The 26,621-nt window shown below is 69.0% G+C and carries 22 protein-coding genes; 19 read left to right on the top strand and 3 right to left on the bottom strand.

Going from position 1 to position 26,621, the window contains the following annotated elements; all coding sequences use genetic code 11:
* Positions 1 to 80: 80 nt before the first annotated feature.
* A complete protein-coding gene (locus tag ACFY0T_RS10745) occupies positions 81 to 917 on the bottom strand; it encodes a C40 family peptidase (RefSeq protein ID WP_388867203.1) in 837 nt (278 codons plus the stop codon).
* A gap of 713 nt (positions 918 to 1,630) precedes the next feature.
* On the opposite strand from ACFY0T_RS10745, the gene ACFY0T_RS10750 reads away from it, so the two are divergent.
* From ACFY0T_RS10750 to recQ, 15 genes are all read left to right on the top strand, one after another.
* Entirely contained in the window at positions 1,631 to 1,990 is a 360-nt protein-coding gene (locus tag ACFY0T_RS10750) for an NADH-quinone oxidoreductase subunit A (RefSeq protein WP_007383963.1), read from the top strand.
* A gap of 14 nt (positions 1,991 to 2,004) precedes the next feature.
* Positions 2,005 to 2,559, top strand: a complete 555-nt coding sequence (locus ACFY0T_RS10755) for an NADH-quinone oxidoreductase subunit B family protein (protein WP_003998928.1) — start codon at positions 2,005 to 2,007, stop codon at positions 2,557 to 2,559.
* Positions 2,556 to 3,317 carry an NADH-quinone oxidoreductase subunit C gene (locus ACFY0T_RS10760; protein WP_388867206.1) on the top strand — a complete coding sequence of 254 codons (762 nt, stop codon included), beginning with the start codon at positions 2,556 to 2,558 and terminating at the stop codon, positions 3,315 to 3,317. The genes ACFY0T_RS10755 and ACFY0T_RS10760 overlap by 4 nt, the downstream gene beginning before the upstream one ends.
* A complete protein-coding gene (locus ACFY0T_RS10765) occupies positions 3,314 to 4,657 on the top strand; it encodes an NADH-quinone oxidoreductase subunit D (RefSeq protein ID WP_388867209.1) in 1,344 nt (447 codons plus the stop codon). The genes ACFY0T_RS10760 and ACFY0T_RS10765 overlap by 4 nt, the downstream gene beginning before the upstream one ends.
* A complete protein-coding gene (gene nuoE, locus ACFY0T_RS10770; protein ID WP_388867212.1) occupies positions 4,654 to 5,499 on the top strand; it encodes an NADH-quinone oxidoreductase subunit NuoE in 846 nt (281 codons plus the stop codon). Before ACFY0T_RS10765 ends, nuoE begins: the two co-directional genes overlap by 4 nt.
* Positions 5,499 to 6,848, top strand: coding sequence for an NADH-quinone oxidoreductase subunit NuoF (gene nuoF / locus ACFY0T_RS10775; RefSeq protein ID WP_388867215.1), 1,350 nt, complete (start codon positions 5,499 to 5,501; stop codon positions 6,846 to 6,848). Before nuoE ends, nuoF begins: the two co-directional genes overlap by 1 nt.
* The gene (locus ACFY0T_RS10780; RefSeq protein WP_388867218.1) at positions 6,845 to 9,349 is read left to right on the top strand and encodes an NADH-quinone oxidoreductase subunit G; all 2,505 of its coding nucleotides are present in this window, start codon (positions 6,845 to 6,847) and stop codon (positions 9,347 to 9,349) included. Before nuoF ends, ACFY0T_RS10780 begins: the two co-directional genes overlap by 4 nt.
* The gene (nuoH, locus tag ACFY0T_RS10785) at positions 9,346 to 10,719 is read left to right on the top strand and encodes an NADH-quinone oxidoreductase subunit NuoH (RefSeq protein WP_388867221.1); all 1,374 of its coding nucleotides are present in this window, start codon (positions 9,346 to 9,348) and stop codon (positions 10,717 to 10,719) included. Before ACFY0T_RS10780 ends, nuoH begins: the two co-directional genes overlap by 4 nt.
* Entirely contained in the window at positions 10,712 to 11,314 is a 603-nt protein-coding gene (nuoI, locus tag ACFY0T_RS10790) for an NADH-quinone oxidoreductase subunit NuoI (RefSeq protein WP_388867224.1), read from the top strand. The genes nuoH and nuoI overlap by 8 nt, the downstream gene beginning before the upstream one ends.
* Positions 11,311 to 12,126 carry an NADH-quinone oxidoreductase subunit J gene (locus ACFY0T_RS10795; protein ID WP_388867227.1) on the top strand — a complete coding sequence of 272 codons (816 nt, stop codon included), beginning with the start codon at positions 11,311 to 11,313 and terminating at the stop codon, positions 12,124 to 12,126. Before nuoI ends, ACFY0T_RS10795 begins: the two co-directional genes overlap by 4 nt.
* Positions 12,123 to 12,422, top strand: coding sequence for an NADH-quinone oxidoreductase subunit NuoK (nuoK, locus tag ACFY0T_RS10800; protein WP_006133113.1), 300 nt, complete (start codon positions 12,123 to 12,125; stop codon positions 12,420 to 12,422). Before ACFY0T_RS10795 ends, nuoK begins: the two co-directional genes overlap by 4 nt.
* 14 nt (positions 12,423 to 12,436) lie before the next feature.
* Complete coding sequence (nuoL, locus tag ACFY0T_RS10805; RefSeq protein WP_388867229.1) at positions 12,437 to 14,332, top strand: NADH-quinone oxidoreductase subunit L; 1,896 nt, start codon at positions 12,437 to 12,439, stop codon at positions 14,330 to 14,332.
* Between the two features lie 5 nt (positions 14,333 to 14,337).
* Positions 14,338 to 15,909 carry an NADH-quinone oxidoreductase subunit M gene (locus ACFY0T_RS10810; RefSeq protein WP_388867232.1) on the top strand — a complete coding sequence of 524 codons (1,572 nt, stop codon included), beginning with the start codon at positions 14,338 to 14,340 and terminating at the stop codon, positions 15,907 to 15,909.
* The gene (gene nuoN, locus ACFY0T_RS10815; protein WP_388867235.1) at positions 15,906 to 17,555 is read left to right on the top strand and encodes an NADH-quinone oxidoreductase subunit NuoN; all 1,650 of its coding nucleotides are present in this window, start codon (positions 15,906 to 15,908) and stop codon (positions 17,553 to 17,555) included. Before ACFY0T_RS10810 ends, nuoN begins: the two co-directional genes overlap by 4 nt.
* 297 nt (positions 17,556 to 17,852) lie before the next feature.
* The gene (gene recQ / locus ACFY0T_RS10820) at positions 17,853 to 19,841 is read left to right on the top strand and encodes a DNA helicase RecQ (protein ID WP_388868266.1); all 1,989 of its coding nucleotides are present in this window, start codon (positions 17,853 to 17,855) and stop codon (positions 19,839 to 19,841) included.
* A 178-nt stretch (positions 19,842 to 20,019) separates the two neighbouring features.
* Here recQ and ACFY0T_RS10825 read toward each other — a convergent pair whose 3' ends face one another.
* Both ACFY0T_RS10825 and fahA read right to left on the bottom strand, forming a co-directional pair.
* Complete coding sequence (locus tag ACFY0T_RS10825) at positions 20,020 to 20,502, bottom strand: hypothetical protein (protein WP_388867239.1); 483 nt, start codon at positions 20,500 to 20,502, stop codon at positions 20,020 to 20,022.
* A 268-nt stretch (positions 20,503 to 20,770) separates the two neighbouring features.
* The gene (fahA, locus tag ACFY0T_RS10830; RefSeq protein ID WP_388867243.1) at positions 20,771 to 21,991 is read right to left on the bottom strand and encodes a fumarylacetoacetase; all 1,221 of its coding nucleotides are present in this window, start codon (positions 21,989 to 21,991) and stop codon (positions 20,771 to 20,773) included.
* Between the two features lie 228 nt (positions 21,992 to 22,219).
* Here fahA and ACFY0T_RS10835 point away from each other — a divergent pair, with 228 nt between their 5' ends.
* The 4 genes from ACFY0T_RS10835 to ACFY0T_RS10850 all read left to right on the top strand — a co-directional run bounded on the left by ACFY0T_RS10835 (position 22,220) and on the right by ACFY0T_RS10850 (position 26,494).
* The gene (locus ACFY0T_RS10835) at positions 22,220 to 23,482 is read left to right on the top strand and encodes an ATP-grasp domain-containing protein (protein ID WP_388867246.1); all 1,263 of its coding nucleotides are present in this window, start codon (positions 22,220 to 22,222) and stop codon (positions 23,480 to 23,482) included.
* A 98-nt stretch (positions 23,483 to 23,580) separates the two neighbouring features.
* Positions 23,581 to 24,822, top strand: a complete 1,242-nt coding sequence (locus tag ACFY0T_RS10840) for an FAD-dependent oxidoreductase (protein WP_388867249.1) — start codon at positions 23,581 to 23,583, stop codon at positions 24,820 to 24,822.
* Positions 24,823 to 25,196: 374 nt separating this feature from the next.
* A complete protein-coding gene (locus tag ACFY0T_RS10845; RefSeq protein ID WP_388867252.1) occupies positions 25,197 to 26,009 on the top strand; it encodes a Cof-type HAD-IIB family hydrolase in 813 nt (270 codons plus the stop codon).
* Between the two features lie 47 nt (positions 26,010 to 26,056).
* Positions 26,057 to 26,494, top strand: a complete 438-nt coding sequence (locus tag ACFY0T_RS10850) for a GNAT family N-acetyltransferase (protein ID WP_388867255.1) — start codon at positions 26,057 to 26,059, stop codon at positions 26,492 to 26,494.
* Positions 26,495 to 26,621 lie beyond the last annotated feature (127 nt).

Genomic DNA, 26,621 nt, shown 5'->3' on the forward strand with positions numbered 1-26,621 from the left:
AAAGACCCGCGTACACATCAAACGAACACCCGCGGACGCATCAAAAGACCCGCGGACGAATCAGAAGCTTCGCGTACGCGTCAGAGGACGCGCACCGCACCCGTGGCCGGGTAGCCCGAAAGGTCCTGAATCACCACACCCTTGGAGGGGTTGGCCGCATCCAGGTACTGCCCGTTACCGATGTACACACCCACGTGGTACGCCGAACCGGCCGCACCCCAGTACAGGATGTCGCCGACCTGGAGGTTGGACAGCGAGACCGGCGTACCGGCCGTCGACTGGCTCTGCGAGACGCGCGGCAGATCGACGCCGACCTGCTTGAACGCGGCCTGCACAAGGCCGGAGCAGTCCCACGCGTTGGGGCCGGTGCCGCCCATGACGTAGGCGTCGCCGACCTGCGCCTTGAGGAAGGCGATGACGGTCGCGACACTGCCGCTGGCCGGGGCGGAGACGGTCGTGGACGTGGAGGCGGAGGCGGACAGGGTGGTCCGCTCGGAGGAGCGCGAGGCGGCCTGGGCGGCGGCGGCCTTGCGCGCGGCCTCGGCCGCCTTCTTCTTGGCCTCCGCCTTCTTCTTGGCCTCGGCGAGGTCGGCCTTGGCCTGCTTGGCGGCCTTGGCTGCCGCCGCGTCGCGCTCCGCCTGCAGCTCGTAGTTCGCCGCGGCCTGCTGCGTGGCGTCCGCGGACTGCGCGACCTGGGCGGCCAGGTCGGCCGTCAGGGTGGGCAGTTCGAGGGTCTGCGTCACGGGCTCGGCAGCGTTCGCCGAACCGGACGCACCGGCCACTGCCAGGGTGCTGAGAACGCCACCGGCAACTCCGGCACGCATCGCGAGCGACGACGCGTTGCGGCGGGGCTTCCGGTGGTTGCGTATGTGAGCGGTGTGGGACATGGGTACAAGCGGTACCAGGGGCTCCTCCATACCTTCAAGAAACGTGGGGTGCGCCACAGTTGTTCAATCCACGGCCGAATTCAGCGCGCGTCACTCTTTATTGACGCCGTAACGGGCATTCGGGACACGGCCCATCAAGCCCGTGATCAAGGCCTTTCCGCATTACGTCCGAATTGCCCGCCACCTACCACTGGTTGCAACGGATGGCCAAGCCCGGCTTATCTGACCCATAGGGAGATGTGGCACAGGTCACGGAACGGTCACCAATGCGGTGGCGTCTCGCGCGTGAACCCCGACCCCCTCCGCTCGTGAACGCGTGCACGCGTCCACACCCGTCCACACACCTCCCTCTGAAGTGTGAATGCGCTCCACTACCAAGGCCCCACGTCCAGCACCAATTTGCATGCAGGGGAAGTCTCTTGATATGGAGACGCCGCCCTGGACCTGCGGTGACGAGCGGAAATGTCACCTCTGGTGATCGCACGGACGCTTCGCGTATGAAGATCACCGCTCATCCGACTTCATGATCGTTCGTCAGGTGGTGGAGATCACAAAGCTTGTGTAATACCCCGTGTCGCAGATCACAGAGCGTCGGGCATAAGATGCGAGGCAGTTGGGCTTGTGACCTGCTTCACATGTTCGCGATCTTCGCCGGGACGGGTGGGGCTCGTGGGACTCGCGGAGCGGGAGTGCTTGCCCGCCGAACCGCCACCAGTCAGTGCCGACTGAGAGGAGCGAGGAGCGTGAACGCGTATGCGCCGATCCTCGTACTGGGAGCCCTCGGGGCAGGCTTTGCGATCTTCTCCGTGGTCATGGCCACGCTGATCGGTCCGAAGCGGTACAACCGCGCCAAGCTCGAAGCCTACGAGTGCGGTATCGAGCCGACCCCCACGCCGGCCGGCGGCGGGCGCTTCCCCATTAAGTACTACCTGACGGCGATGCTCTTCATCGTCTTCGACATCGAGATCGTCTTCCTCTACCCCTGGGCCGTCACCTTCGACGCCCTGGGTGTTTTCGGGCTCGTGGAGATGTTGCTCTTCGTGCTCACCGTCTTCGTCGCGTACGCGTACGTATGGCGGCGCGGCGGCCTGGAATGGGACTGAGGGGCCTTTAAGACATGGGACTCGAAGAAAAGCTGCCGAGCGGATTCCTGCTGACCACCGTCGAGCAGGCTGCGGGCTGGGTGCGCAAGGCGTCCGTCTTCCCCGCCACGTTCGGACTCGCCTGCTGCGCCATCGAGATGATGACGACCGGCGCTGGGCGCTACGACCTGGCGCGCTTCGGCATGGAGGTCTTCCGCGGATCACCGCGCCAGGCGGACCTCATGATCGTGGCCGGCCGGGTCAGCCAGAAGATGGCGCCGGTGCTGCGGCAGGTCTATGACCAGATGCCCAACCCCAAGTGGGTGATCTCCATGGGGGTTTGCGCGTCATCGGGTGGAATGTTCAACAACTACGCCATTGTGCAGGGCGTCGACCACATCGTCCCGGTCGATATCTATTTGCCCGGCTGTCCGCCGCGGCCCGAGATGCTGATGGACGCGATTCTCAAGCTCCACCAGAAGATCCAGACCTCCAAGCTCGGCGTGAACGCCGAGGAGGCGGCCCGCGAGGCGGAGGAAGCGGCGCTCAAGGCGCTCCCCACCATCGAGATGAAGGGCCTGCTGCGGTGAGCGACGCAAACGGTAACGGGGCGAACACGTCGGGCAACGGCGTCAACCCCGAAAAGGACCTCGGCGCCTCCAACCTCCCCGGCCAGCGCGGCGAGGGCGGAGAGGAGATCCGCGTCCAGCGCGGCATGTTCGGCGCCAACAACGGCGGCGACACCTCCGGCTACGGCGGCCTGGTCCGCTCCATCCGGCTCCCCGGCCCGGCCACCCGCCCCTACGGCGGCTGGTTCGACGAAGTCGCCGACGAGCTGGAAGGCGCCCTGGAGGAACAGGGACTCGTCCCCGCGAACGCCATCGAGAAGACGGTCGTCGACCGCGACGAGATCACCTTCCACATCGACCGCGAGTACCTGGTCCGCGTCGCCCAGACCCTGCGCGACGACCCGGCCCTGCGCTTCGAACTGTGCACGGGCGTGAGCGGAGTGCACTACCCCAGCGACAAGGGCCGTGAGCTGCACGCCGTCTACCACCTGCGCTCGATCACCCACAACCGGCTGATCCGCCTGGAGGTCAGCGCCCCCGACGCCGACCCGCACGTCCCCTCGCTCGTCTCCGTCTATCCGACGAACGACTGGCACGAGCGCGAGACGTACGACTTCTTCGGGCTGATCTTCGACGGTCACCCGGCGCTGACGCGGATCATGATGCCGGACGACTGGCAAGGCTTCCCGCAGCGCAAGGACTACCCCCTCGGCGGCATCCCCGTCGAGTACAAGGGCGCCCAGATCCCGGCTCCGGACCAGCGGAGGTCGTACTCATGAGCACGCAGACCCCTTCTTCTGCGGCATCAGCCGCTTCGGCCCGGGAGACGACCGAGGGCACCGTATATACGGTCACCGGTGGAGACTGGGACGAGATCGCCCAGTCCGCGGCGAAGTCCGACGACGAGCGCATCATCGTCAACATGGGACCGCAGCACCCGTCCACGCACGGCGTGCTCCGGCTCATCCTGGAGATCGACGGCGAGACGGTCACCGAGGCCCGCTGCGGCATCGGCTACCTCCACACCGGCATCGAGAAGAACCTCGAGTTCCGCACGTGGACGCAGGGCACCACGTTCGTGACGCGCATGGACTACCTGACGCCGTTCTTCAACGAGACGGCGTACTGTCTCGCCGTCGAGAAACTCCTCGGCATCACGGACGAGATCCCCGACCGCGCCACGATCATCCGCGTGCTCCTGATGGAGCTGAACCGGCTCTCCTCCCACCTGGTGTGCATCGCCACCGGCGGCATGGAGCTGGGTGCCACCACGATCATGATCTACGGCTTCCGTGATCGTGAACTCATTCTCGACATCTACGAGCTGATCACCGGCCTGCGGATGAACCACGCGTACATCCGCCCCGGCGGACTCGCCCAGGACCTGCCGCCCGGTGCGGTGGACCAGATCCGTGAGTTCGTGAAGAAGATGAAGAAGAACCTTCCCGAGTACGACAAGCTCGCCACCGGGAACCCCATCTTCAAGGCCCGTATGCAGAACGTCGGCTACCTGGACCTGGCCGGCTGCATGGCCCTCGGCGCCACCGGCCCGATCCTCCGCTCGGCCGGCCTGCCGCACGACCTGCGCAAGACCCAGCCGTACTGCGGCTACGAGACGTACGACTTCGACGTCCCGACCGCCGACACCTGCGACTCCTACGGGCGTTTCCTGATCCGCCTGGAAGAGATGCGCCAGTCGCTGCGGATCGTCGAGCAGTGCCTGGACCGGCTGCAGCCCGGCCCGGTCATGGTCGCCGACAAGAAGATCGCCTGGCCCGCCCAGCTCGCGCTCGGCCCCGACGGCCTCGGCAACTCCCTCGATCACATCAAGAAGATCATGGGCACATCCATGGAGGCCCTGATCCACCACTTCAAGCTGGTGACCGAGGGCTTCCGCGTCCCGCCGGGACAGGCGTACGCGGCGGTCGAGTCACCCAAGGGCGAGCTCGGGGTGCACGCCGTCTCCGACGGAGGCACCCGCCCCTACCGGGTCCACTTCCGTGACCCGTCCTTCACCAACCTGCAGGCCATGGCGGCGATGTGCGAGGGCGGCCAAGTCGCCGACGTCATCGTCGCCGTCGCGTCCATCGACCCCGTGATGGGAGGCGTCGACCGGTGACCACCACCCCCTCCGAGGGCGTCAGCCTGGGCATGCCGCAACTGCCCGCGCCCGACTACCCGGACGACGTTCGAGCCAGGCTCGAAGCGGACGCGCGCGAGATCATCGCCCGCTACCCGGACTCCCGGTCCGCCCTCCTGCCGTTGCTGCATCTCGTGCAGTCGGAGGAGGGCCATGTCACGCGCACCGGGATGCATTTCTGCGCGGACATGCTGGACCTGACCACGGCTGAGGTCACCGCCGTCGCGACCTTCTACACGATGTACCGACGCAAGCCGAGCGGTGACTACCAGGTGGGCGTCTGCACCAACACCCTCTGCGCGGTCATGGGCGGCGACGCGATCTTCGAGGCCCTCCAGGACCACCTGGGCGTCGGCAACGGCGAGACCACCGACGACGGCAAGGTCACCCTGGAGCACATCGAGTGCAACGCGGCCTGCGACTTCGCGCCGGTCGTGATGGTCAACTGGGAGTTCTTCGACAACCAGACCGTGGACTCCGCGAAGCGCCTCGTCGACGACCTGCGCGCGGGAGAACAGGTCACACCCACCCGCGGCGCCCCCTTGTGCACGTTCAAGGACACCGCCCGGATGCTGGCCGGCTTCCCCGACGAGCGCGCCGGGGCCGTCGAGGCGGGCGGCAGCGCGGGACCCGCCTCACTGGTGGGCCTCCGCCTGGCCAAGGGGGAGGCCGCCCCCGCGCGCGTGGTGCATCCGCGAGGCGGGTGGACGCCTCAGGACCAGCCTCCTGCCGAGCACTTGAGCTCACACGAAGCGCCGCAGGAGACGTCGGCCTCCGACCCGTCCCACCCGGCGGGTCCTGTCGCCGAGGAGGGGGAGTGATGACGTTGACAACCGAGATCAATGAGACGAGCCCCGAGAAGCTGCTCGCACCCGTGCTGTCGGCCTTCTGGGACGAGGAGAAGTCCTGGACGCTCGACGTCTACCGGAGGCACGAGGGGTACGAGGGGCTGCGCAAGGCGCTGGCCATGTCGCCGGACGACCTGATCGCGTACGTCAAGGACTCCGGACTGCGCGGCCGCGGGGGCGCGGGATTCCCCACCGGAATGAAGTGGCAGTTCATTCCTCAGGGTGATGGCAAACCTCACTATCTAGTTGTCAACGCCGACGAATCGGAGCCGGGAACCTGCAAGGACATCCCGCTCCTGTTCGCGAACCCGCATAGCCTCATCGAGGGCATTGTGATCGCGTGTTATGCCATCCGGTCTTCGCATGCCTTCATCTATCTGCGCGGTGAAGTGGTCCCTGTACTGCGGCGGTTGCACGAGGCCGTGCGTGAGGCCTACGCGGCGGGCTACCTCGGCGAGAACATCCTGGGCAGTGGACTCGACCTCCAGCTCACCGTGCACGCGGGCGCGGGCGCGTACATCTGTGGTGAGGAGACCGCACTGCTCGACTCGCTCGAAGGCCGCCGTGGTCAACCGCGGCTTCGTCCCCCTTTCCCTGCCGTCGCGGGCCTCTACGCGTGCCCAACTGTCGTAAATAACGTCGAGTCGATCGCGTCAGTTCCCGCAATTCTGCAAAAAGGCAAGGAATGGTTCCGGTCGATGGGCAGCGAGAAGTCCCCCGGCTTCACGCTCTACTCGCTCAGCGGCCACGTCGCCAATCCCGGCCAGTACGAGGCACCGCTCGGCATCACACTCCGTCAACTCCTCGACATGAGCGGCGGGATGCGCCCCGGACACCGGCTGAAGTTCTGGACGCCGGGCGGCTCCTCGACGCCGATGTTCACCGACGAGCACCTCGACGTCCCTCTTGATTACGAAGGAGTGGGTGCCGCGGGTTCCATGCTCGGGACCAAGGCGCTGCAGTGCTTCGACGAGACGACGTGCGTCGTCCGCGCCGTCACCCGCTGGACCGAGTTCTACGCCCATGAGTCCTGCGGCAAGTGCACGCCGTGCCGCGAAGGCACCTACTGGCTGGTGCAGTTGCTGCGCGACATCGAGGCCGGCAAGGGCGTCATGTCCGACCTCGACAAGCTGAACGACATCGCCGACAACATCAACGGCAAGTCCTTCTGCGCCCTCGGCGACGGCGCCGCCTCGCCGATCTTCTCCTCGCTCAAGTACTTCCGCGAGGAGTACGAGCAGCACATCACGGGCCGCGGCTGCCCCTTCGACCCGGCCAAGTCGACTCTCTGGGCGGACCAGCACACGGAGGTGAACGCATGACCGTGACCACCAGCGCTCCCTCCGGAGGCGGGGAGGCGGCGGTCCCGCCGGAGGATCTCGTCTCGCTGACGATCGACGGCGTGGAGATCAGCGTGCCCAAGGGCACCCTGGTCATCCGGGCCGCCGAACAACTCGGCATCGAGATCCCCCGGTTCTGCGACCATCCGCTGCTCGACCCGGCCGGTGCCTGCCGCCAGTGCATCGTCGAGGTCGAGGGCCAGCGCAAGCCGATGGCGTCCTGCACGATCACGTGTACGGACGGGATGGTCGTCAAGACCCATCTCACCTCGCCCGTCGCCGAGAAGGCCCAGAAGGGTGTGATGGAGCTCCTGCTCATCAACCACCCGCTGGACTGCCCGGTCTGCGACAAGGGCGGCGAGTGCCCGCTGCAGAACCAGGCCATGTCGCACGGCCACGCCGAGTCCCGCTTCGAAGGCAAGAAGCGGACGTACGAGAAGCCGGTCCCGATCTCCACACAGGTGCTGCTCGACCGCGAGCGGTGTGTGCTGTGCGCCCGCTGCACCCGGTTCAGCAACCAGATCGCGGGCGACCCGATGATCGAACTGCTCGAGCGGGGCGCGCTCCAGCAGGTCGGCACCGGTGAGGGCGACCCCTTCGAGTCGTACTTCTCCGGGAACACGATCCAGATCTGCCCGGTGGGCGCGCTGACGTCGGCGGCGTATCGCTTCCGCTCGCGCCCCTTCGACCTCATCTCCTCGCACTCCGTGTGCGAGCACTGCTCCGGCGGCTGCGCCACGCGCACCGACCACCGGCGCGGCAAGGTCATGCGGCGCCTCGCCGCGCCCGACCCCGAGGTCAACGAGGAGTGGCTGTGCGACAAGGGGCGGTTCGCGTTCCGGTACGCGCAGCAGCGGGACCGGCTGGACACGCCTCTGGTGCGCAACGCCGACGGTGTCCTCGAACCCGCCTCCTGGCCGGAGGCCCTGTCGGCTGCCGCTGAGGGGCTGTCCGCGGCTCGGGGCCGGACCGGCGTCCTGACCGGCGGCCGTCTCACCGTCGAAGACGCCTACGCCTACAGCAAGTTCGCGCGCGTGGCCCTCGACACGAACGACATCGACTTCCGCGCGCGCGTGCACAGCGCCGAGGAGGCCGACTTCCTGGCAGCCCGGGTCGCCGGACGCGGACGGGACCTCGACGGTACGGGCGTCACGTACACCTCTCTGGAGAAGGCGCCCGCCGTCCTGCTCGCCGGATTCGAGTCCGAGGAGGAGGCGCCCGGCGTCTTCCTGCGGCTGCGCAAGGCGTGGCGCGGGCACGGGCAGAAGACCTTCTCGATCGCCACGCACGCGACGCGCGGTCTGGCGAAGGCGGGCGGCACGCTGCTGCCCGCCGCGCCCGGCACCGAGACCGAATGGCTGGACGCCCTCGCGAGCGGCGTCGGCCTGGAGGGCGACGGCGCGAAGGCAGCCGAGGTCCTGCGCACCGAGGGCGCGGTGATCGTCGTCGGCGAGCGGCTCGCGGCCGTGGCGGGCGGGCTCACCGCCGCCGTACGGGCCGCGTCCGCGACCGGCGCCGAACTGGTGTGGATTCCGCGCCGGGCCGGGGAGCGCGGCGCGATCGAGGCGGGAGCGCTGCCGTCGCTGCTGCCGGGCGGACGTCCGGCCACCGACCCGCGCGCGCGGGAGGAGGTCGCGGCCGCCTGGGGCGTCTCCGAACTCCCGCACCGCTACGGCCGCGACACCGGCCAGATCGTCGAGGCCGCCGCCGGTGGCGAACTGCGGGCCCTGGTGGTCGCGGGCGTGGAGGTCGCCGACCTTCCCGACCCGGCACGCGCGCGTGCGGCACTTTCCGAAGTGGGCTTCCTGGTGTCGCTGGAACTGCGCCCCAACGAGGTCACCGAGCACGCCGACGTCGTCCTCCCTGTTGCCGCGGTTGCCGAGAAGGCGGGCACCTTCCTCAACTGGGAGGGCCGGGCCCGCCTCTTCGAGGCCGCGCTCAAGCCCGACCAGATGACCCGCCGCCTGGCGCCCACCGACGCGCGCGTCCTGCAGATGCTGGCCGACGCCATGGACGTACACCTGGGTCTGCCGGATCTGCGCACCGCGCGCAGGGAGCTGGACCGGCTCGGCGCCTGGGGCGGGCCGCGGGCCACCGACCCCCTGGAGAGCGCGGCTCAGTTGCCGCGGCCGGCTGCCGGAGAGGCCGTGCTGGCCGGGCACCGGCTGCTGCTCGACCAGGGCCGCCTCCAGGAGGGCGACGAGGCGCTCGCCGGGACCCGGCACGCCGCACGCGCGCGCGTGTCGGCCGCCACGGCCGCCGAAGCCGGAGTCAAGGACGGCGACGTCCTCGCCGTGACCGGTCCCTCCGGAGTGGTCGAACTCCCGCTGCAGATCACCGAGATGCCCGACCGCGTGGTCTGGCTCCCGCTGAACTCCACCGGAGGGGGCGTCGCCTCCGACACCGGGGCGCTGCCCGGCGCACTCGTCCGCATCGGCCCGGCGACCCTCGCCGCCGAGGCCCCCAAGGAGGTGGAGGCATGACGCCGTACCTCGCCGCTGAAGACCTCTCCATGTTCGGCCGCGACCCCTGGTGGCTGGTCGTCATCAAGGCGGTCTTCTGCTTCGCCTTCCTGATGGTGACCGTGCTCTTCTCCATCGTGTGGGAGCGCAAGGTCGTCGCCTGGATGCAGCTGCGCATCGGCCCCAACCGGCACGGCCCCTGGGGCATGCTCCAGTCGCTCGCCGACGGCATCAAACTGATGCTCAAGGAAGACGTGATCGTCAAACGCGCGGACAAGGTGGTCTACGTCCTCGCACCGATCGTCGCGGCCATCCCGGCCTTCATGGCGATCGCGGTGATCCCCTTCGGGCCGGCCGACAACGAGATCTCGATCTTCGGCCACCGCACCACGATGCAGCTCACCGACCTGCCGATCGCGATGCTCTACGTCCTCGCGATCGCCTCGGTGGGCATCTACGGGATCGTGCTCGCGGGTTGGAGTTCTGGATCCACCTATCCACTGCTGGGCGGTCTGCGGTCCTGCGCGCAGATGATCTCCTACGAGATCGCCATGGGCGCCGCGTTCGCCTCGGTCTTCCTCTACTCCGGGTCGATGTCGACGTCGACGATCGTCGAGCAGCAGCAGGACCGCTGGTACATCATCCTGCTGCCGGTCTCGTTCCTGATCTACATCGTGACGATGGTCGGCGAGACCAACCGCGCCCCCTTCGACATGCCGGAGTCCGAGGGCGACCTGGTCGGCGGCTTCAACACCGAGTACTCGTCGATCAAGTTCGCGATGTTCATGCTCGCCGAGTACGTGAACATGGTGACGGTCTCGGCCGTGTCGACCACGCTCTTCCTGGGCGGCTGGCGGGCCCCCTGGCCGATCAGCACCTTCTGGGAGGGCGCCAACCACGGCTGGTGGCCGATGGCCTGGTTCGTGCTGAAGGTGCAGCTCCTGCTGTTCTTCTTCATCTGGCTGCGCGGCACGCTCCCGCGCGTCCGCTACGACCAGCTGATGAAGCTCGGCTGGAAGGTCCTCATCCCGGTCTCCGTGGTCTGGCTGATGCTCGTCGCGACCGTACGGACGCTGAGGAACGAGAACTACGACTTCGCGGACATCGCCCTGTACGTCGGCGGAGGCGTCCTCGTCCTGCTGCTGCTCTCGTTCGTCGCGGACATCTTCCGCGACAAGCAGGGCGCCCAGGAGGCGCCCGCCGAACCCGCCGCCTTCGACCCGATGGCCGGTGGATTCCCCGTACCGCCGCTGCCGGGACAGGAGCTGCCGCCGGTGCCGCGACGCCGCCCGCGCCGCGAGCGGGAGCTGATTGTCAGTGGTGGGTCCGATACTGCGAGTGACGGATCAATTGGCGGATCTCGTGACGGAAAGGAGGGGTCCGATGGCTGAGGAGCCGAAGGAGACCAAGCCCGGTTTCCAGAACCCCGTAGCCGGCTTCGGCGTGACCTTCAAGGCCATGTTCAAGAAGCGGCTGACCGAGCAGTACCCGGAGCAGCAGAAGACCACCGCCCCGCGGTTCCACGGCCGGCACCAGCTCAACCGCCATCCGGACGGCCTGGAGAAGTGCATCGGCTGTGAGCTGTGCGCCTGGGCCTGTCCCGCGGACGCCATCTACGTGGAGGGCGCGGACAACACCGACGAGGAGCGCTACTCGCCGGGCGAGCGGTACGGCCGCGTCTACCAGATCAACTACGCCCGCTGCATCCTGTGCGGCCTGTGCATCGAGGCGTGCCCGACGCGCGCGCTCACGATGACGAACGAGTTCGAGCTCGCCGACAGCAGCCGCGCCAACCTCATCTACACCAAGGAGCAGCTGCTCGCCGGTCTCGAAGAGGGCATGGTCGACACGCCGCACGCGATCTACCCGGGCATGGACGAGCAGGACTACTACCGGGGTCTGGTGACGGAGGCGGCACCCGGCACTCAGCGCCAAGTCGCCGTCTCCAAGGGCGAGGAGCCGGCTGGAGAGGAGGTGGAGGCATGAACAATCTGGCCGCCTACTCCACCTCAACCGGAGAGGCCTTCCAGTTCTGGGTCCTCGGCACCTTCGCCGTGATCGGCGCCCTGTGCACCGTCTTCATGAAGAAGGCCGTACACAGCGCGCTCTGCCTCGCCGGGACCATGATCATCCTGGCGGTGTTCTACCTCGCCAACGGTGCCTACTTCCTGGGCATCGTGCAGATCGTCGTCTACACCGGCGCGATCATGATGCTGTTCCTCTTCGTCGTCATGCTCGTCGGTGTCACCGCGGCGGACTCCCTGAAGGAGACCATCAAGGGGCAGCGCTGGCTGGCCCTGCTGTGCGGGCTCGGCTTCGGCATCCTGCTGTGCGCGGGCATCGGCAACGCGTCCATCAAGGACTTCAACGGCCTGTCCAAGGCCAATGCGAACGGGAACGTGGAGGGCCTCGCCGCCCTCATCTTCACGAAGTACGTGTTCGCCTTCGAAATCACCGGCGCCCTGCTCATCACGGCCGCCGTCGGCGCCATGGTGCTCACGCATCGCGAGCGCACCGAGCGCGCCAAGACCCAGCGCGAGCTGTCCGAGCAGCGCGTACGGGAGGGCAAGCACCTACCGCCGCTGCCGGCACCCGGCGTCTACGCCCGGCACAACGCGGTGGACATCGCGGGCCTGCTCCCCGACGGCACCCCGTCCGAGCTGACCGTCAACAAGACGCTGCGTGAGCGCGGGCAGATCCGTGATGTGTCGACCGAGGCGCTGAGCGACCTGAAGGCCCTGGAGCAGCGCGCCGAGGAGCGCCTGGAGCGCACGAATTCAGGGGAGGCGTCGAAGTGAACCCGGTCAACTATCTCTATCTCGCCGCCCTGTTGTTCACGATCGGCGCCACCGGCGTGCTGATCAGGCGGAACGCGATCGTGGTGTTCATGTGCGTCGAGCTCATGCTCAACGCCTGCAACCTCGCGTTCGTCGCCTTCTCCCGTCTGCACGGCAATCTCGACGGCCAGATCATCGCCTTCTTCACGATGGTCGTCGCCGCCGCGGAGGTCGTGGTCGGGCTCGCGATCATCGTGTCGCTGTTCCGTTCCCGCCACTCGGCCTCGGTCGACGACGCCAGCCTGATGAAGCTGTAAGGGGTCGCTGAATCGTGGAGAACCTGATTGCGCTGCTGGTAGCGGCGCCTCTGCTCGGAGCGGCCGTACTGCTGTGCGGCGGAAGGCGGCTGGACGCCGTCGGCCACTGGATCGGTACGGCGCTCGCCGCCGCCTCCTTCGTGATCGGCGTGGTGCTCTTCGCCGACATGCTGGGCAAGAACGCGGAGCACCGGGCCATCGGCCAGCACTTGTTCACCTGGATCTCGGTCGGCAACTTCCAGGCCGACGTCTCCTTCCAGCTCGACCAGCTGTCGATGACGTTCGTACTGCTGATCACCGGCGTCGGCTCGCTGATCCACCTGTACTCGGTCGGGTACATGGAGCACGACGAGCGCCGACGTCGCTTCTTCGGCTATCTGAACCTGTTCCTCGCGGCGATGCTGTTGCTCGTCCTCGCCGACAACTACCTCCTGCTGTATGTCGGCTGGGAGGGCGTCGGCCTCGCCTCGTACCTGCTGATCGGCTTCTGGCAGCACAAGCCGAGCGCCGCCACGGCCGCGAAGAAGGCCTTCCTGGTCAACCGCGTCGGCGACATGGGCCTGTCGATCGCCATCATGCTGATGTTCACGACGTTCGGGACCTTCGCCTTCAAGCCGGTATTCGACAGCGTGGGCGACACCTCCGAGGGCAAGCTCACCGCCATCGGCCTGATGCTGCTGCTCGCCGCCTGCGGCAAGTCCGCCCAGGTGCCACTGCAGTCCTGGCTCGGGGACGCGATGGAGGGTCCGACCCCGGTCTCGGCCCTCATCCACGCCGCGACGATGGTGACCGCGGGCGTCTACCTGATCGTCCGCTCCGGCGCGATCTTCAACGCCGCGCCCGACGCGCAGCTGGTGGTCACCGTGGTCGGTGCCGTCACGCTCCTCTTCGGTGCGATCGTCGGTTGTGCGAAGGACGACATCAAGAAGGCGCTCGCCGGTTCGACGATGTCGCAGATCGGCTACATGATCCTCGCGGCGGGCCTCGGCCCCATCGGCTACGTCTTCGCGATCATGCACCTGGTGACGCACGGCTTCTTCAAGGCCGGGCTCTTCCTCGGTGCCGGTTCGGTCATGCACGGCATGAACGACGAGGTGGACATGAGGAGGTACGGCGGCCTCAGGACGTACATGCCGATCACGTTCGTCACCTTCGGCCTCGGCTACCTCGCCATCATCGGCTTCCCGGGCCTGTCCGGCTTCTTCTCCAAGGACAAGATCATTGAGGCGGCCTTCGCCAAGGGCGGCACCGAGGGATGGATCCTTGGTGGCGCGGCCCTCCTTGGCGCGGCGATCACCGCGTTCTACATGACGCGCGTGATGCTGATGACCTTCTTCGGAGAAAAGCGCTGGCAGCCGGACGCGGAAGGCCACGAGCCGCACCCGCACGAGTCGCCCAGGTCCATGACGGTCCCCATGATCGTGCTGGCCTTCGGATCGGTCTTCGCGGGCGGCCTGTTCAGCATCGGCGACCGCTTCCTGCACTGGCTGGAGCCCGTCACCGGGCACGAGGAGGGCAACTCGCCCGTCAGTGCCCTCACGGTCACGCTGGCCACCATGGTGCTGCTCGTCGTCGGTGCCGGAATCGCGTACGCCCAGTACGGGCGCCGTCCCGTCCCGGTGGTCGCCCCGCGCGGTTCCCTGGTCACCCGGGCCGCCCGGCGCGACCTGCTCCAGGACGACTTCAACCACGTCGTGCTGGTGCGCGGCGGTGAGCACCTCACACGCTCCCTGGTCTACGTCGACCACTCGCTGGTCGACGGGGTCGTCAACGGCACGGCGGCCTCGATGGGCGGCCTCTCCGGGCGGCTGCGCAGGCTGCAGAACGGCTATGCGCGCAGTTACGCGGTCTCGATGTTCGGCGGTGCGGCGATCCTCATCGCCGCGACCCTGCTGATGAGGGCGGTCTGATACCAATGTCCTTTCCTCTGCTGACAGCGACGGCGGCGCTCCCGGCCCTCGGGGCGATCGCCACGGCCGCCGTGCCGGCCGCGCAGCGCGTCGCCGCCAAGTGGCTGGCGCTGCTCGTCTCGCTCGGCACCCTGGTGCTCGCCGCCGTCACCCTGGTGCGTTTCGATCCCGACGGCGACCGCTACCAGCTCACCGAATCCCACGCCTGGATCAAGGACTTCGGGGTGCGGTACGAGCTGGGGGTGGACGGCATCGCGGTGGCGCTCATCGCGCTCACGGCGCTGCTGATCCCCTTCGTGATCCTCGCGGGCTGGCACGACGCGGACCCGCACGAGACCGGTAGCAGGCGCTGGCGGCCGACGCAGGGCTTCTTCGCCCTGATCCTGGCCGTCGAGGCGATGGTGATCCTCTCCTTCGAGGCCACCGACGTCTTCCTCTTCTACATCTTCTTCGAAGCCATGCTCATCCCGATGTACTTCCTCATCGGCGGCTTCGGAGACAGGGCTCACGAGCACGGCGACAAGGCCGCGGCGACCCAACGCTCCTACGCCGCCGTGAAGTTCCTCCTCTACAACCTGGTCGGCGGCCTGATCATGCTGGCCGCCGTAATCGGCCTCTATGTAGTGGCCGGAAACTTCTCGCTCCCGGAGATCGTGCAGGCGCGGGCCAACGGCTCGCTGCACATGGCGACCAGCACGGAGCGGTGGCTGTTCCTGGGCTTCTTCTTCGCGTTCGCGGTGAAGGCGCCGCTGTGGCCGCTGCACACCTGGTTGCCCAATGCCATGGGTGAGGCCACCGCCCCGGTCGCGGTACTGATCACCGCGGTGGTCGACAAGGTCGGCACCTTCGCGATGCTGCGCTTCTGCCTCCAGCTGTTCCCGGAGGCGTCGAAGTGGGCGACGCCGGTCATCCTCGTACTGGCGCTCATCAGCATCATCTACGGGGCGCTGCTCGCGGTGGGCCAGCGGGACATCAAGCGGCTGGTCGCGTACGCGTCGATCTCGCACTTCGGGTTCATCATCATGGGCATCTTCGCGATGACCAGCCAGGGCCAGTCGGGCGCGACGCTGTACATGGTCAACCACGGGATCTCGACGGCCGCCCTGATGCTGGTGGCGGGCTTCCTGATCTCGCGGCGCGGTTCGCGTCTGATCGCCGACTACGGAGGGGTGCAGAAGGTCGCCCCGGTGCTCGCGGGCACCTTCCTGATCGGCGCACTCGCGACCCTCTCGCTCCCCGGGCTCGCGCCCTTCGTGAGTGAATTCCTTGTCCTGGTGGGCACGTTCACGCGCTACCCGGCCGTCGGCATCATCGCCACCTTCGGCATCGTCCTCGCCGCGCTCTACACACTCGTCCTCTACCAGCGGACGATGACGGGCCCGGTGAAGGAGGAGGTCGCCAAGATGCCCGACCTCAGGGTGCGCGAGCTCCTGGTGGTCGCTCCCCTGATCGCCCTGCTGATCTTCCTGGGCGTCTACCCGAAGCCGGTCACCGACATCGTCAACCCGGCGGTCAACCAGACCATGTCAGACGTACACAAGACGGACCCCAAGCCCGAGGTGGAGGCGGCCAAGTGAGCGCAGCAGCCGTCCACAGCCTGTGGACAACCGCGGCCGACCCGATCTCCAAGATCGACGCGCCGAAGATCGAATACGGGCAATTGTCACCCACCTTGATCGTCATCGGCGCGGCGGTCGTCGGGGTGCTGATCGAGGCGCTCGTGCCGCGCAAGTCGCGCTACTACGCCCAGGTGTTCGTGTCCGTCGTGGCGCTCGCCGCCGCGTTCGCTGCCGTCATCGCGCTCGCGGCGGGCGGATACGGCACCACGAAGGCGCACATCGCGGCGATGGGCGCGATCGCGGTCGACGGGCCCGCACTGTTTCTCCAGGGCACGATCCTCCTTGCCGGTCTGCTCGGCGTGTTCACCTTCGCCGAGCGGCGGCTCGACCCGGAGGCGCACGGCAACCGCGTCGACTCGTTCGCCGCGCAGGCCGCGTCCGTGCCCGGCAGCGACAGCGAGAAGGCCGCGGTGAAGGCCGGGTTCACCACTACCGAGGTGTTCCCGCTCCTGCTCTTCGCGATCGGCGGCATGCTGGTCTTCCCGTCGGCCAACGACCTGTTGACGCTGTTCATCGCGCTGGAAGTCTTCTCGCTGCCGCTCTACCTCCTGTGCGCGGTGGCCCGCCGCAAGCGGCTCATGTCGCAGGAGGCCGCGGTCAAGTACTTCCTGCTCGGCGCCTTCGCCTCCGCGTTCACGCTCTTCGGCATCGCCCTGCTGTACGGCTACGCGGGCTCGGTGTCGTACGCGACGATCGCGCAGGTCGTCGACGGCACCATCGCCAATGTCGACCCGGCGCTCGCCGGCACCATGGGCAATGACGCGCTGCTGCTCATCGGCGCCGCCATGGTCGTCATGGGCCTGCTGTTCAAGGTCGGCGCGGTGCCGTTCCACATGTGGACGCCGGACGTCTACCAGGGCGCGCCGACACCGGTCACCGGCTTCATGGCGGCGGCGACGAAGGTGGCCGCCTTCGGCGCGCTGCTGCGTCTGCTGTACGTCGTCCTGCCGGGACTGCGCTGGGACTGGCGGCCGGTCATGTGGGCCGTCGCGATCGTCACCATGCTGGGTGGCGCGATCGTCGCGATCACCCAGACCGACATCAAGCGGTTGCTGGCGTACTCGTCGATCGCGCACGCGGGCTTCATCCTCGCGGGTGTCATCGCGACCTCGCCGGACGGCGTCTCGTCGGTGCTCTTCTACCTGGGCGCGTACTCGTTCGTCACGATCGGTGCCTTCGCCGTCGTGACGCTCGTACGGGACGCGGGCGGCGAGGCCACGCACCTGTCCAAGTGGGCGGGCCTCGGACGAAGGTCCCCGCTGGTGGCGGCCGTGTTCGCGGTGTATCTGCTGGCCTTCGCGGGCATCCCGCTGACCTCCGGTTTCGCCGGGAAGTTCGCCGTGTTCAAGGCGGCGGCCGAGGGCGGCGCGGGCGCGCTGGTCGTGGTCGGTGTGATCTCGTCGGCCATCGCGGCGTTCTTCTACATCCGCGTGATCGTGCTCATGTTCTTCAGCGAGCCGCGGCCGGAGGGACCGACGGTCGCCGTGCCGTCGCCGCTGACCATGACGGCGATCGCGGTGGGCGTGGCGGTCACGCTGGTGCTGGGTGTGGCGCCGCAGTACTTCCTGGACCTGGCGGGCCAGGCCGGGGTCTTCGTCCGCTGAACCACGCAGGTGCCGGGCCCCGCTCCCTCCTCGGGAGCGGGGCCCGAGGCATGTTCAGTGGGCTGCATGGGCCGCATGGGCTGCGTGGCCTTGCTGGGCTTGGCGGGGTGGGTACTTCACCGGGGGCCAACGGGCTGAAGGCAGGTGGGAGCGCCGGCCAGGGCGAGCGCGGCGCCGGTGCGTACGGAAGCCGGCCGGTCGCAGCCTGTGGATAACTCTGAGGCTGTCGGTGCGGACCCCTATGGTGGCTGTCGTGGGCGAAGCGCGACATACGGGGGACGACGGGCGATGAGCGGGATGGGCGGGACAGGTGTGATGACCGGAGCGGACACGACGGAGACTCTCGGCGAGAGCGAGGCACTGGCCACGCTCCACCGGGTCTTCGGGTACGGCGCCTTCCGCGGCGAGCAGGAAGCGATCATTGAGCATGTGGTGGCGGGCAGTGACGCCGTTGTCCTGATGCCGACCGGTGGCGGCAAGTCGCTCTGCTACCAGATTCCAGCCCTGGTCAGACCCGGTACGGGCGTCGTGGTCTCCCCTCTCATCGCGCTGATGCAGGACCAGGTCGACGCGCTGCGCGCGCTGGGCGTGCGCGCCGGGTTCATGAACTCGACGCAGGACTTCGACGAGCGCCGGGTGGTGGAGGCGGAGTTCCTGGCGGGGGAGCTGGACCTGCTCTATCTGGCCCCGGAGCGGCTGCGTCTGGACACCACACTCGACCTGCTGTCGCGCGCGAAGATCTCGGTCTTCGCGATCGACGAGGCGCACTGTGTGGCCCAGTGGGGCCACGACTTCCGCCCCGACTACCTGGCCCTGTCACTGCTGGGCGAGCGCTGGCCGGACGTCCCACGGATCGCGCTGACGGCCACCGCCACCCGCGCGACACACAAGGAGATCACCCAGCGCCTGGGTATGCCGAAGGCCCGCCACTTCGAGGCGAGCTTCGACCGCCCCAACATCCAGTACCGGGTCGTCCCGAAGGCCGACCCCAAGAAGCAGCTGCTGTCCTTCCTGCGCGAGGAGCACACGGGCGACGCCGGCATCGTGTACTGCCTCTCGCGCAACTCGGTGGAGAAGACCGCCGAGTTCCTCTCGCGCAACGGCATCGAGGCGGTGCCGTACCACGCGGGGCTGGACGCGGGCACCCGCGCGGCCCACCAGTCGCGCTTCCTGCGCGAAGAGGGCCTGGTCGTGGTCGCCACCATCGCCTTCGGCATGGGCATCGACAAGCCGGACGTACGGTTCGTCGCCCACCTCGATCTGCCGAAGTCCGTCGAGGGCTACTACCAGGAGACGGGCCGCGCGGGCCGTGACGGACTGCCGTCCACGGCGTGGATGGCCTACGGCCTTCAGGACGTGGTCCAGCAGCGCAAGCTGATCCAGGGCTCGGAGGGCGACGAGGCGTTCCGCCGCCGGGCGGCCTCTCATCTGGACTCGATGCTGGCGCTGTGCGAGACGGCCCAGTGCCGGCGCTCCCAGCTCCTGGCCTACTTCGGCCAGGACCCGCGGACTCCCGCGTGCGGCAACTGCGACACGTGTCTGACGCCGCCCGAGACCTGGGACGGCACGGTCGCGGCGCAGAAGGTGCTGTCCACGGTGGTGCGGTTGCAGCGCGAACGGGGGCAGAAGTTCGGGGCGGTCCAGATTGTCGACATCCTGTTGGGCCGCAGGACCGCCAGGGTGATCCAGTTCGACCACGACCAGTTGTCCGTCTTCGGCATCGGCGAGGAGCTGTCCGAGTCCGAATGGCGGGGTGTCGTACGGCAGTTGCTGGCGCAGGGGCTGCTCGCGGTCGAGGGCGAGTACGGGACGCTGGTGCTGACCGAGGCCAGCGGGACCGTGCTGCGGCGCGAGCGCGAGGTGCCGTTGCGCAAGGAGCCGCCGAAGCCGGTGACCGCCCGGTCGGGGTCCGGTTCGGGATCGGGCCGGGGCGAGCGCAAGGCCAAGCCCGCCGCGGTCGAGCTGCCCCCTGAGATCGCCCCCGCCTTCGAGGCCCTGCGCTCCTGGCGCGCCGAACAGGCCCGCGAACAGGGCGTCCCCGCGTACGTCATCTTCCATGACGCCACGCTGCGGGAGATCGCCACGGTGTGGCCCACGTCCGTGGCCGACTTGGGCGGCATCAGCGGCGTGGGCGAGAAGAAGCTGGCGACGTATGGGGAAGGGGTGCTGGGGGTGCTCGCCTCGCTGAGCGCGCCCGGAGCCCCGCCGGACGTCGCCCCCGACGAGGCGCCGGACCCGGACTGGCCCGAGATGGAAGCGGAACCGGACCCGGAGGACTGGATATAGGGGCGAGGTGCCCGGCGCCGTCCGAGCCGGCGCCCTCGCCGCAGCACCGGCGCGGCTACGCCTCCAGGGCTCCCCGCACCGCCGCGATCACCATCGCCTCGTCCGCCCCCAGGGCCCGGGCTTCCGTCACAAACCGGGCAGTTCGCGATACGGCCCAGTGCGCCGTCGCAGGTCATGTTCATAGCGCGCCGGACGCCGTGGACGCGGTGCCCAGGAGCGGTGCGGACACGAGCAGACCCCAGGCCCCGACGATCGCCAACGCCCGATCGCGGCGCGTCCGGTCGTCGCCGGGACGGCGGGCGATCCGTAGCAGCGACCAGGCGCAGGCCGCGGTGGAGGGGGCGAGGGAGGCGAGCGCCGGGAGGCCGTAGTGCAGGCCGGGCCATGGACCGTACGCCTCCGACGCGCCCCGGCAGGCGGCCGTGACCGGGCGCCCCGCGCGGCCCATGTCGTCGGGCGAGGCGACCGCTGCGGCCACGGTCAGGAGGACGACCAACGCGGCTGCCTGGGCCAGGAGCAGCAGGGTCAGCCGGGCGGTCGTAGTCAGGGATCCTGCGCGGGGCCAGGCCCGCCGTGCGGACGGTGCATTGCGGACGGCGCCCTGCGGACGGCGCCCCGCGGGCCCGGCGTCAGCGCGTCGGCCACCAGTAGGCCTGGCCACCGTGCAGAGGCCGAAGACCGGGATGGCGTACCGGATGCCGATCCCGAGGCCGTCGTCCAGCGCCTTGCCACCGGCCAGGCGGGGCCTGGGGCGCGGGTGGGTGGGGGCTGCGTGCGTGGGTACTGCTCGCCCCCGCCGCCCCTACCCGTCCCGTCCTTCTGGGGCTCCGCCCCAGGCCCCGTCACGAGGCCCCGTCACGAGGCTCCGCCCAGGCTCCGTCACGAGGCCCCGCCCCCCAGGCCCTCGATCGGCCTGAACGGCCGCGTCCTCACATGCCGGACGGGCTGAGAACTCGGCCCCTCACCTTGCCCAGGCCCACCCGCGTCCCGCCCGGTCCCGGGGCCCACGCCGTCAGGGTGACCTCGTCGCCGTCTTCCAGGAAGGTGCGCTTGCCGTCGGGGAGGTCGAGGGTGTCGCGGCCGTTCCAGGTGAGTTCGAGGAGGGAGCCGCGTTCGGTTTCGGAGGGGCCGCTGACCGTGCCCGAGCCGTAGAGGTCGCCGGTGCGCAGGGAGGCGCCGTTGACCGTCATGTGGGCCAGTTGCTGGGCGGCCGTCCAGTACATGGTGGAGAAGGGGGGTTCGGAGACGACGTGGCCGTTGATCGCGACGGAGATGTGGAGGTCGTAGCCGCCGGGGTCCTCGGAGGAGTCGTCGAGGTAGGGGAGAAGGGGGTGCGTGCGGGTCGGGGGCGCGACGCGGGCGTCCTCCAGTGCGTCGAGCGGGGTGATCCATGCCGACACCGACGTGGCGAAGGACTTGCCGAGGAAGGGGCCGAGGGGGACGTACTCCCAGGCCTGGATGTCGCGCGCCGACCAGTCGTTGAGGAGGCAGAGGCCGAAGACGTGGTCGCGGAAGGCGGAGAGGGGGACGGGGGCGCCCATGGACGAAGGCGTGCCCACCACGAAGCCGACCTCCGCTTCGATGTCCAGGCGGATGGAGGGGCCGAAGGTCGGAGTGGTGTCGGAGGGGGGCTTGCGCTGGCCCGACGGGCGTACGACCTCCGTGCCGGACACCACCACCGTGCCGGAGCGGCCGTGGTAACCGATCGGCAGGTGCTTCCAGTTGGGGGTGAGGGAGTCGGCGGCGTCGGGGCGGAAGATCTGACCGACGTTCCGGGCGTGGTTCTCGGAGGCGTAGAAGTCGACGTAGTCCGCCACCTCGAAGGGGAGGTGCAGGGTCACCTCGGAGAGGGGGTGGAAGTGGGGTTCGAGGGTCTCCCGGTGGGCCGGGACCGTCACCCAGGCCGTGAGCGCGCGCCGTACGTCGGACCAGGCCGTGCGGCCCGCCGCGAGCAGCGGGTTCAGGGTCGGTTGCGCCAGCAGCTCGGCGTACGGGGAGCCGAGCGCCCGGGCCGCCGCGCCCGCGTCGAGTACGTGGTCGCCGAGACGCACGCCGACGGTGCGCTCGGAGGAGCCCACCCGGCTGAAGACGCCGTACGGAAGGTTGTGCGGGCCGAAGGGATCGCCCTCGGGGACATCGAAGGGGGGCATCGGGTGCTGCCTCACTTTCGGATTCGTACTCGCCATGTGATCCATGTGTTCCACGCGTTCCATGTGGTCGGGGCACACGTTACGGGGGAGTGACCGTGCTGTGGCAGGGCCTAAAGAGTTCGCAATGTCCGAATAGGCCTTGTCGGACGCGTCAATTCCGGCTTAGCGTCCTTTGGGGGACACGGACGGGGTGGGTCCGGTCCGTAGGGGGGACGCGTGGGGGGACCCGTGGCCAGGAGCTCCAGCAGTGTGCCGGTCGACGCCGACCGGGACGTTCCGGGGCTCATAGTGAAGTTCGGCGACTACCCGCTGCATCACGGTGGGGTGGGCGCCATCCGCAGCCTGGGCCGGCTCGGGATACCGATGTATGCGATCACCGAGGACCGTTACACGCCGGCCGCGGCCTCGCGTTATCTGCGCCGCGCCTTCGTCTGGCCGACGACCGGGACGGAGGAACCGGAGCGACTCGTCGAGGGACTGCTGCGGATCGGGCGGCGGATCGGGCGGCCGACGGTCCTCGTCCCGACGGACGAGGAGGCCGCAGTCCTGATCGCGGAACACCAGGAGGAGTTGGGGGACCGTTTCCTCTTCCCGCGCGTCGACGCCAAGCTGCCGCGCCGCCTCGCCAGCAAACAGGGGCTGCACGAACTGTGCGTGGAACACGGCATCCCCAGCCCGGCGGCCGCCTTTCCACAGTCGTACGAGGAGATCGTCGCGTTCGCCGAGAGCGCCCGCTTCCCGCTCGTCGCCAAGAACCGCGAGGCGTTCGTGCGCCGCAGCCGGCCGGCGGTGAACGGGACGACGAGGATCGCGACGCGCGAGGGACTGCTCACGCTCGCCCGCGACTGGGGCGCGCAACCCGGCGTGATCCTCCAGGAGTACCTGCCGAGGGAGGAGGCAGAGGACTGGATTGTGCACGCGTACTTCGACGCGGAATCGACGCCGCTCGCGATGTTCACCGGCGTGAAGGTCCGCTCCTGGCCGCCGCACGCGGGAATGACGGCGAATGCGTATGTCGTCGACAATCCGGAACTCGCGGACCTCGCCGCGCGTTTCATCAAACAGATCGGCTTCAGCGGAATCATCGACCTCGACCTGCGCTTCGACCGGCGCGACGGACAGTACAAGCTCCTTGACTTCAACCCACGGATGGGCGCGCAGTTCCGGCTCTTCGAGAACGAGTCGGGGATCGACGTCGTCCGTGCCACGCATCTGGACCTGACCGGACGCACCGTTCCAGAGGGGGAACAGCGCGCCGGTCACCGGTACATCGTGGAGAACATCGACCTGCCGGCCCTGCTCGCCTACCGGCGCAGCGGATACACGACACCGCACGCGCCGGCTCGCGCGAGCGGTACGGAGCTGGCGTGGCTCGCGGGTGACGACCTGCGGCCGTTCTTCACGATGCTCGCGCGCTTCGTGCGGCCGGGCGCGAAGCATCTGTATCAGCTGTGGCGGACCAACCGCCGCGGCAACGGCACCAGTAAGTAGCCCCCGTACGACGAGTGCGACCCGTTCCACCCATTCGTTCGACCCGCTCGACCTGTACGACCACGAAGTGACGGAAGTACGTCCTGGGGAGGGACTTCGTGATTCATCCGGTAGCAGTCATCGGTGCCGGGCCATTCGGCCTGTCCACCGCCGCCCATCTACGGGCGCGCGGTGTCCCGGTGCGTGTCTTCGGCGAGCCCATGGTGAGCTGGCGCGACCACATGCCCGAGGGGATGCTCCTGAAGTCGACCCCGGCCGCGTCCACCATCGACGCCCCGCAGCGCGGGCACACGCTCCTCGACTACTGCAACGCGGCGGGGATACCGCGGTTGGTCACGGACGAGGACATCATCCCGGTCGAGACGTTCATCGCGTACGGGGAGTGGTTCCAGCAGAGGCTCGTGCCCGAACTGGAGCGGGTGCGGGTCGTGTCGGTCGACCGAAAGGGCGGCCGCGCGGGCTCCGGTGGCTCCGACGACTCCGGTGACTCTGGCGGCTTCGAACTCAAGCTGGACTCGGGTGAGTTGTTCACGGCGCGGGCGGTCGTGGTGGCCACCGGCCTGTCCGGACTCGCCCATCTGCCCGCCGAGCTCGCGGGCGCGGCGGCGGACGGACCCACCCCCACGGGCCCTGTCTCCCACAGCTCCCAGCACCACGAGCTGAGCCGGTTCTCCGGCAAGGAGCTCATCGTCGTCGGCGCGGGTCAGTCCGCCCTGGAGACGGCGGCGCTCGCGGCGGAGGCGGGGGCGCAGGTGCGGGTGGTGTCGCGCGGCAAGGGTACCGTCGCGTTCGGCGCGCCCCCGTGGAAGCAGCCGAGGTTCCGCCCCGAGTCGCCCTTCGGCCGTGCCTGGTCGCTGTGGGCGCTGAGCTACTACCCGCAGCCGTACCGCTATCTGCCCGCGCAGGCCCGGCACTACCTGGTCCGCCGCGTGCTCGGTCCGCTCGGCGCCTGGTGGCTGCGCGACCGTTTCGAGGGCAAGGTCGACGTCCGCGAGGTCTCCCGGATCGTCAGCGCCGGGGCCACCGACGGCCACCCCGTCCTCGCCGTGCAGACCCTTGGCGGCCGGGTCGAGGAGCTCTCCGCCGACCACGTCATCGCCGCGACCGGCTATCGCGTCGACATCGCCGCGATGGACTTCCTCGGGCACGAGCTCCGCACCGAGCTGGCGGTCAGCCGGGGTACGCCGAAACTCGGCGCGGGGTATCGGTCCTCCGTGCCCGGCCTGTACTTCACGGGGTTGCCGGCGGCGGCTTCGTACGGGCCGGTGATGCGGTTCGTGTGCGGGACGGAGTTCGCTTCACCGCGGCTGGCCAAGCATTTGGTGGCCGCGCACGGGTAAGTCGGGGGCCGGGGGGCGCCCTCGCGCGGGGTGAGCCCCCAACTCGCGGACTTCACCCACGACTTCACCCTTCCATTCGCCGCTGCCCCCGGAGGCGCCTGTCTGCCTGGCGCCTCCGGCCAGACAACTCACCACCTGGGAAACACCGTTGGACGCACGGGGAGTGGCAGCGCACAGCCGGCCGTCAACATGACGACGTGCGGTCGCGCACCCAACAGGGGCTTTCGGCTTGCCCCGACAGGGGCGTCGTACGCGCTGGTTATCGAGGTGGCGGGCCCAGATCGCCGTGCGGTGAACGGAGTTGCTGACGGGATACCGGACGTCGTCCGGTTCACGCCGGGCCGATGAGTCATTCGATCCGTATTCTTCGGATCATGGCCGCTCCGACTGCATATTCACTCATCGCCACTGACCTGGACGGGACGTTGCTGCGCGGCGACGACACACTCTCCGACCGGTCGCGCGCCGCGTTGGCGAGAGCCACGGCTGCGGGCGCCCAGCATCTGGTGGTGACGGGACGGCCGGCGCCGAGGGTCCGACCGCTCCTGGACGAACTCGGCGGCGAGGGGCTGGCGGTGTGCGGGCAGGGGGCGCAGCTGTACGACGCCGGGGCGGACCGTCTGCTGTGGTCGGTGACCCTGGACAGGGAGTTGGCCGAGACGGCGCTCGGCAAGATCGAGGCGGAGGTCGGGCTGCTCTATGCGGCGGTGGACCAGGACGGCGTGGACGGGCTCACGCTCATCGAGCCGGGGTATGTGATGCCGCATCCGACGCTTCCGGCGGTACGGGTACACCGCCGCGACGACCTCTGGACGGAGCCGATCAGCAAGGTGTTGCTCCGTCACCCGTCCTTGTCCGACGACGAGTTGGCGTCGGCGGCGCGGGGCGTGGTCGGTTCGCTGGCGACGGTCACCATGTCGGGGCCGGGCACCGTCGAACTCCAGCCATGCGGCGTGACCAAGGCGACGGGCCTCGCCCTTGCCGCCGCTCACCTCGGGCTCACCCCCGCCAGCACCCTCGCCTTCGGCGACATGCCCAATGACATCCCCATGTTCGACTGGGCCGCCCACGGCGTCGCCATGGCCAACGCCCACCCGGAACTGAAGGCGGTCGCCGACGAGGTGACCCTGTCGAACGAGGAGGACGGAGTCGCGGTGGTGCTGGAGCGGCTCTTTCGGGCCCGTTAGGCCCGGCGGCGCCGGAACCTCTCGGGGTGGCCGATACGCTCCGCGGCATGGACGTTCAGGTGGAGATCATCCGGGAAGCGAGTCAGGAACTCGTCGATGCCTTCGGCCGGTTGCTGCCGCAGTTGTCCTCGACCGCCGAACCCCTCGACCGCGCGGCGGTCGACCGGATGGTGTCCTGCGATGCGAACACGGTGCTGGTCGCCCGGGCGGCAGGCGAGATCGTCGGCACCTTGACCCTGGTGCTGCTTCCTGTGCCGTCCGGGCTGCGCGGTCGTATCGAAGACGTGGTCGTGGACACCGCGGCGCGTGGCCGGGGGGTCGCGGCGCTGTTGACGCGGGAGGCTCTGCGCTTGGCCCGGGAAGCGGGCGCCCGGACCGTCGATCTCACCTCTCGGCCGGATCGCCAGGCGGCGAACCGGCTGTACGAACGCCTTGGGTTCCAGGCCCGGCAGTCGACCGTCTACCGGTACCTGGTGGAGGGGTAGTCGGACGGCTGGGCATCCGACCGGCCCAAAGGACAGCCGACCAAGCCGATAGACAGCCGACTAGCCCGAAGGCCCGATAGACAGCCGGCCGACCTGATGGCCAGCCGACCGGCTGGATGGACAGCCG

Origin of the sequence: Streptomyces sp. NPDC001530, assembly GCF_042894545.1 — a bacterium.
GTDB lineage: Bacteria > Actinomycetota > Actinomycetes > Streptomycetales > Streptomycetaceae > Streptomyces.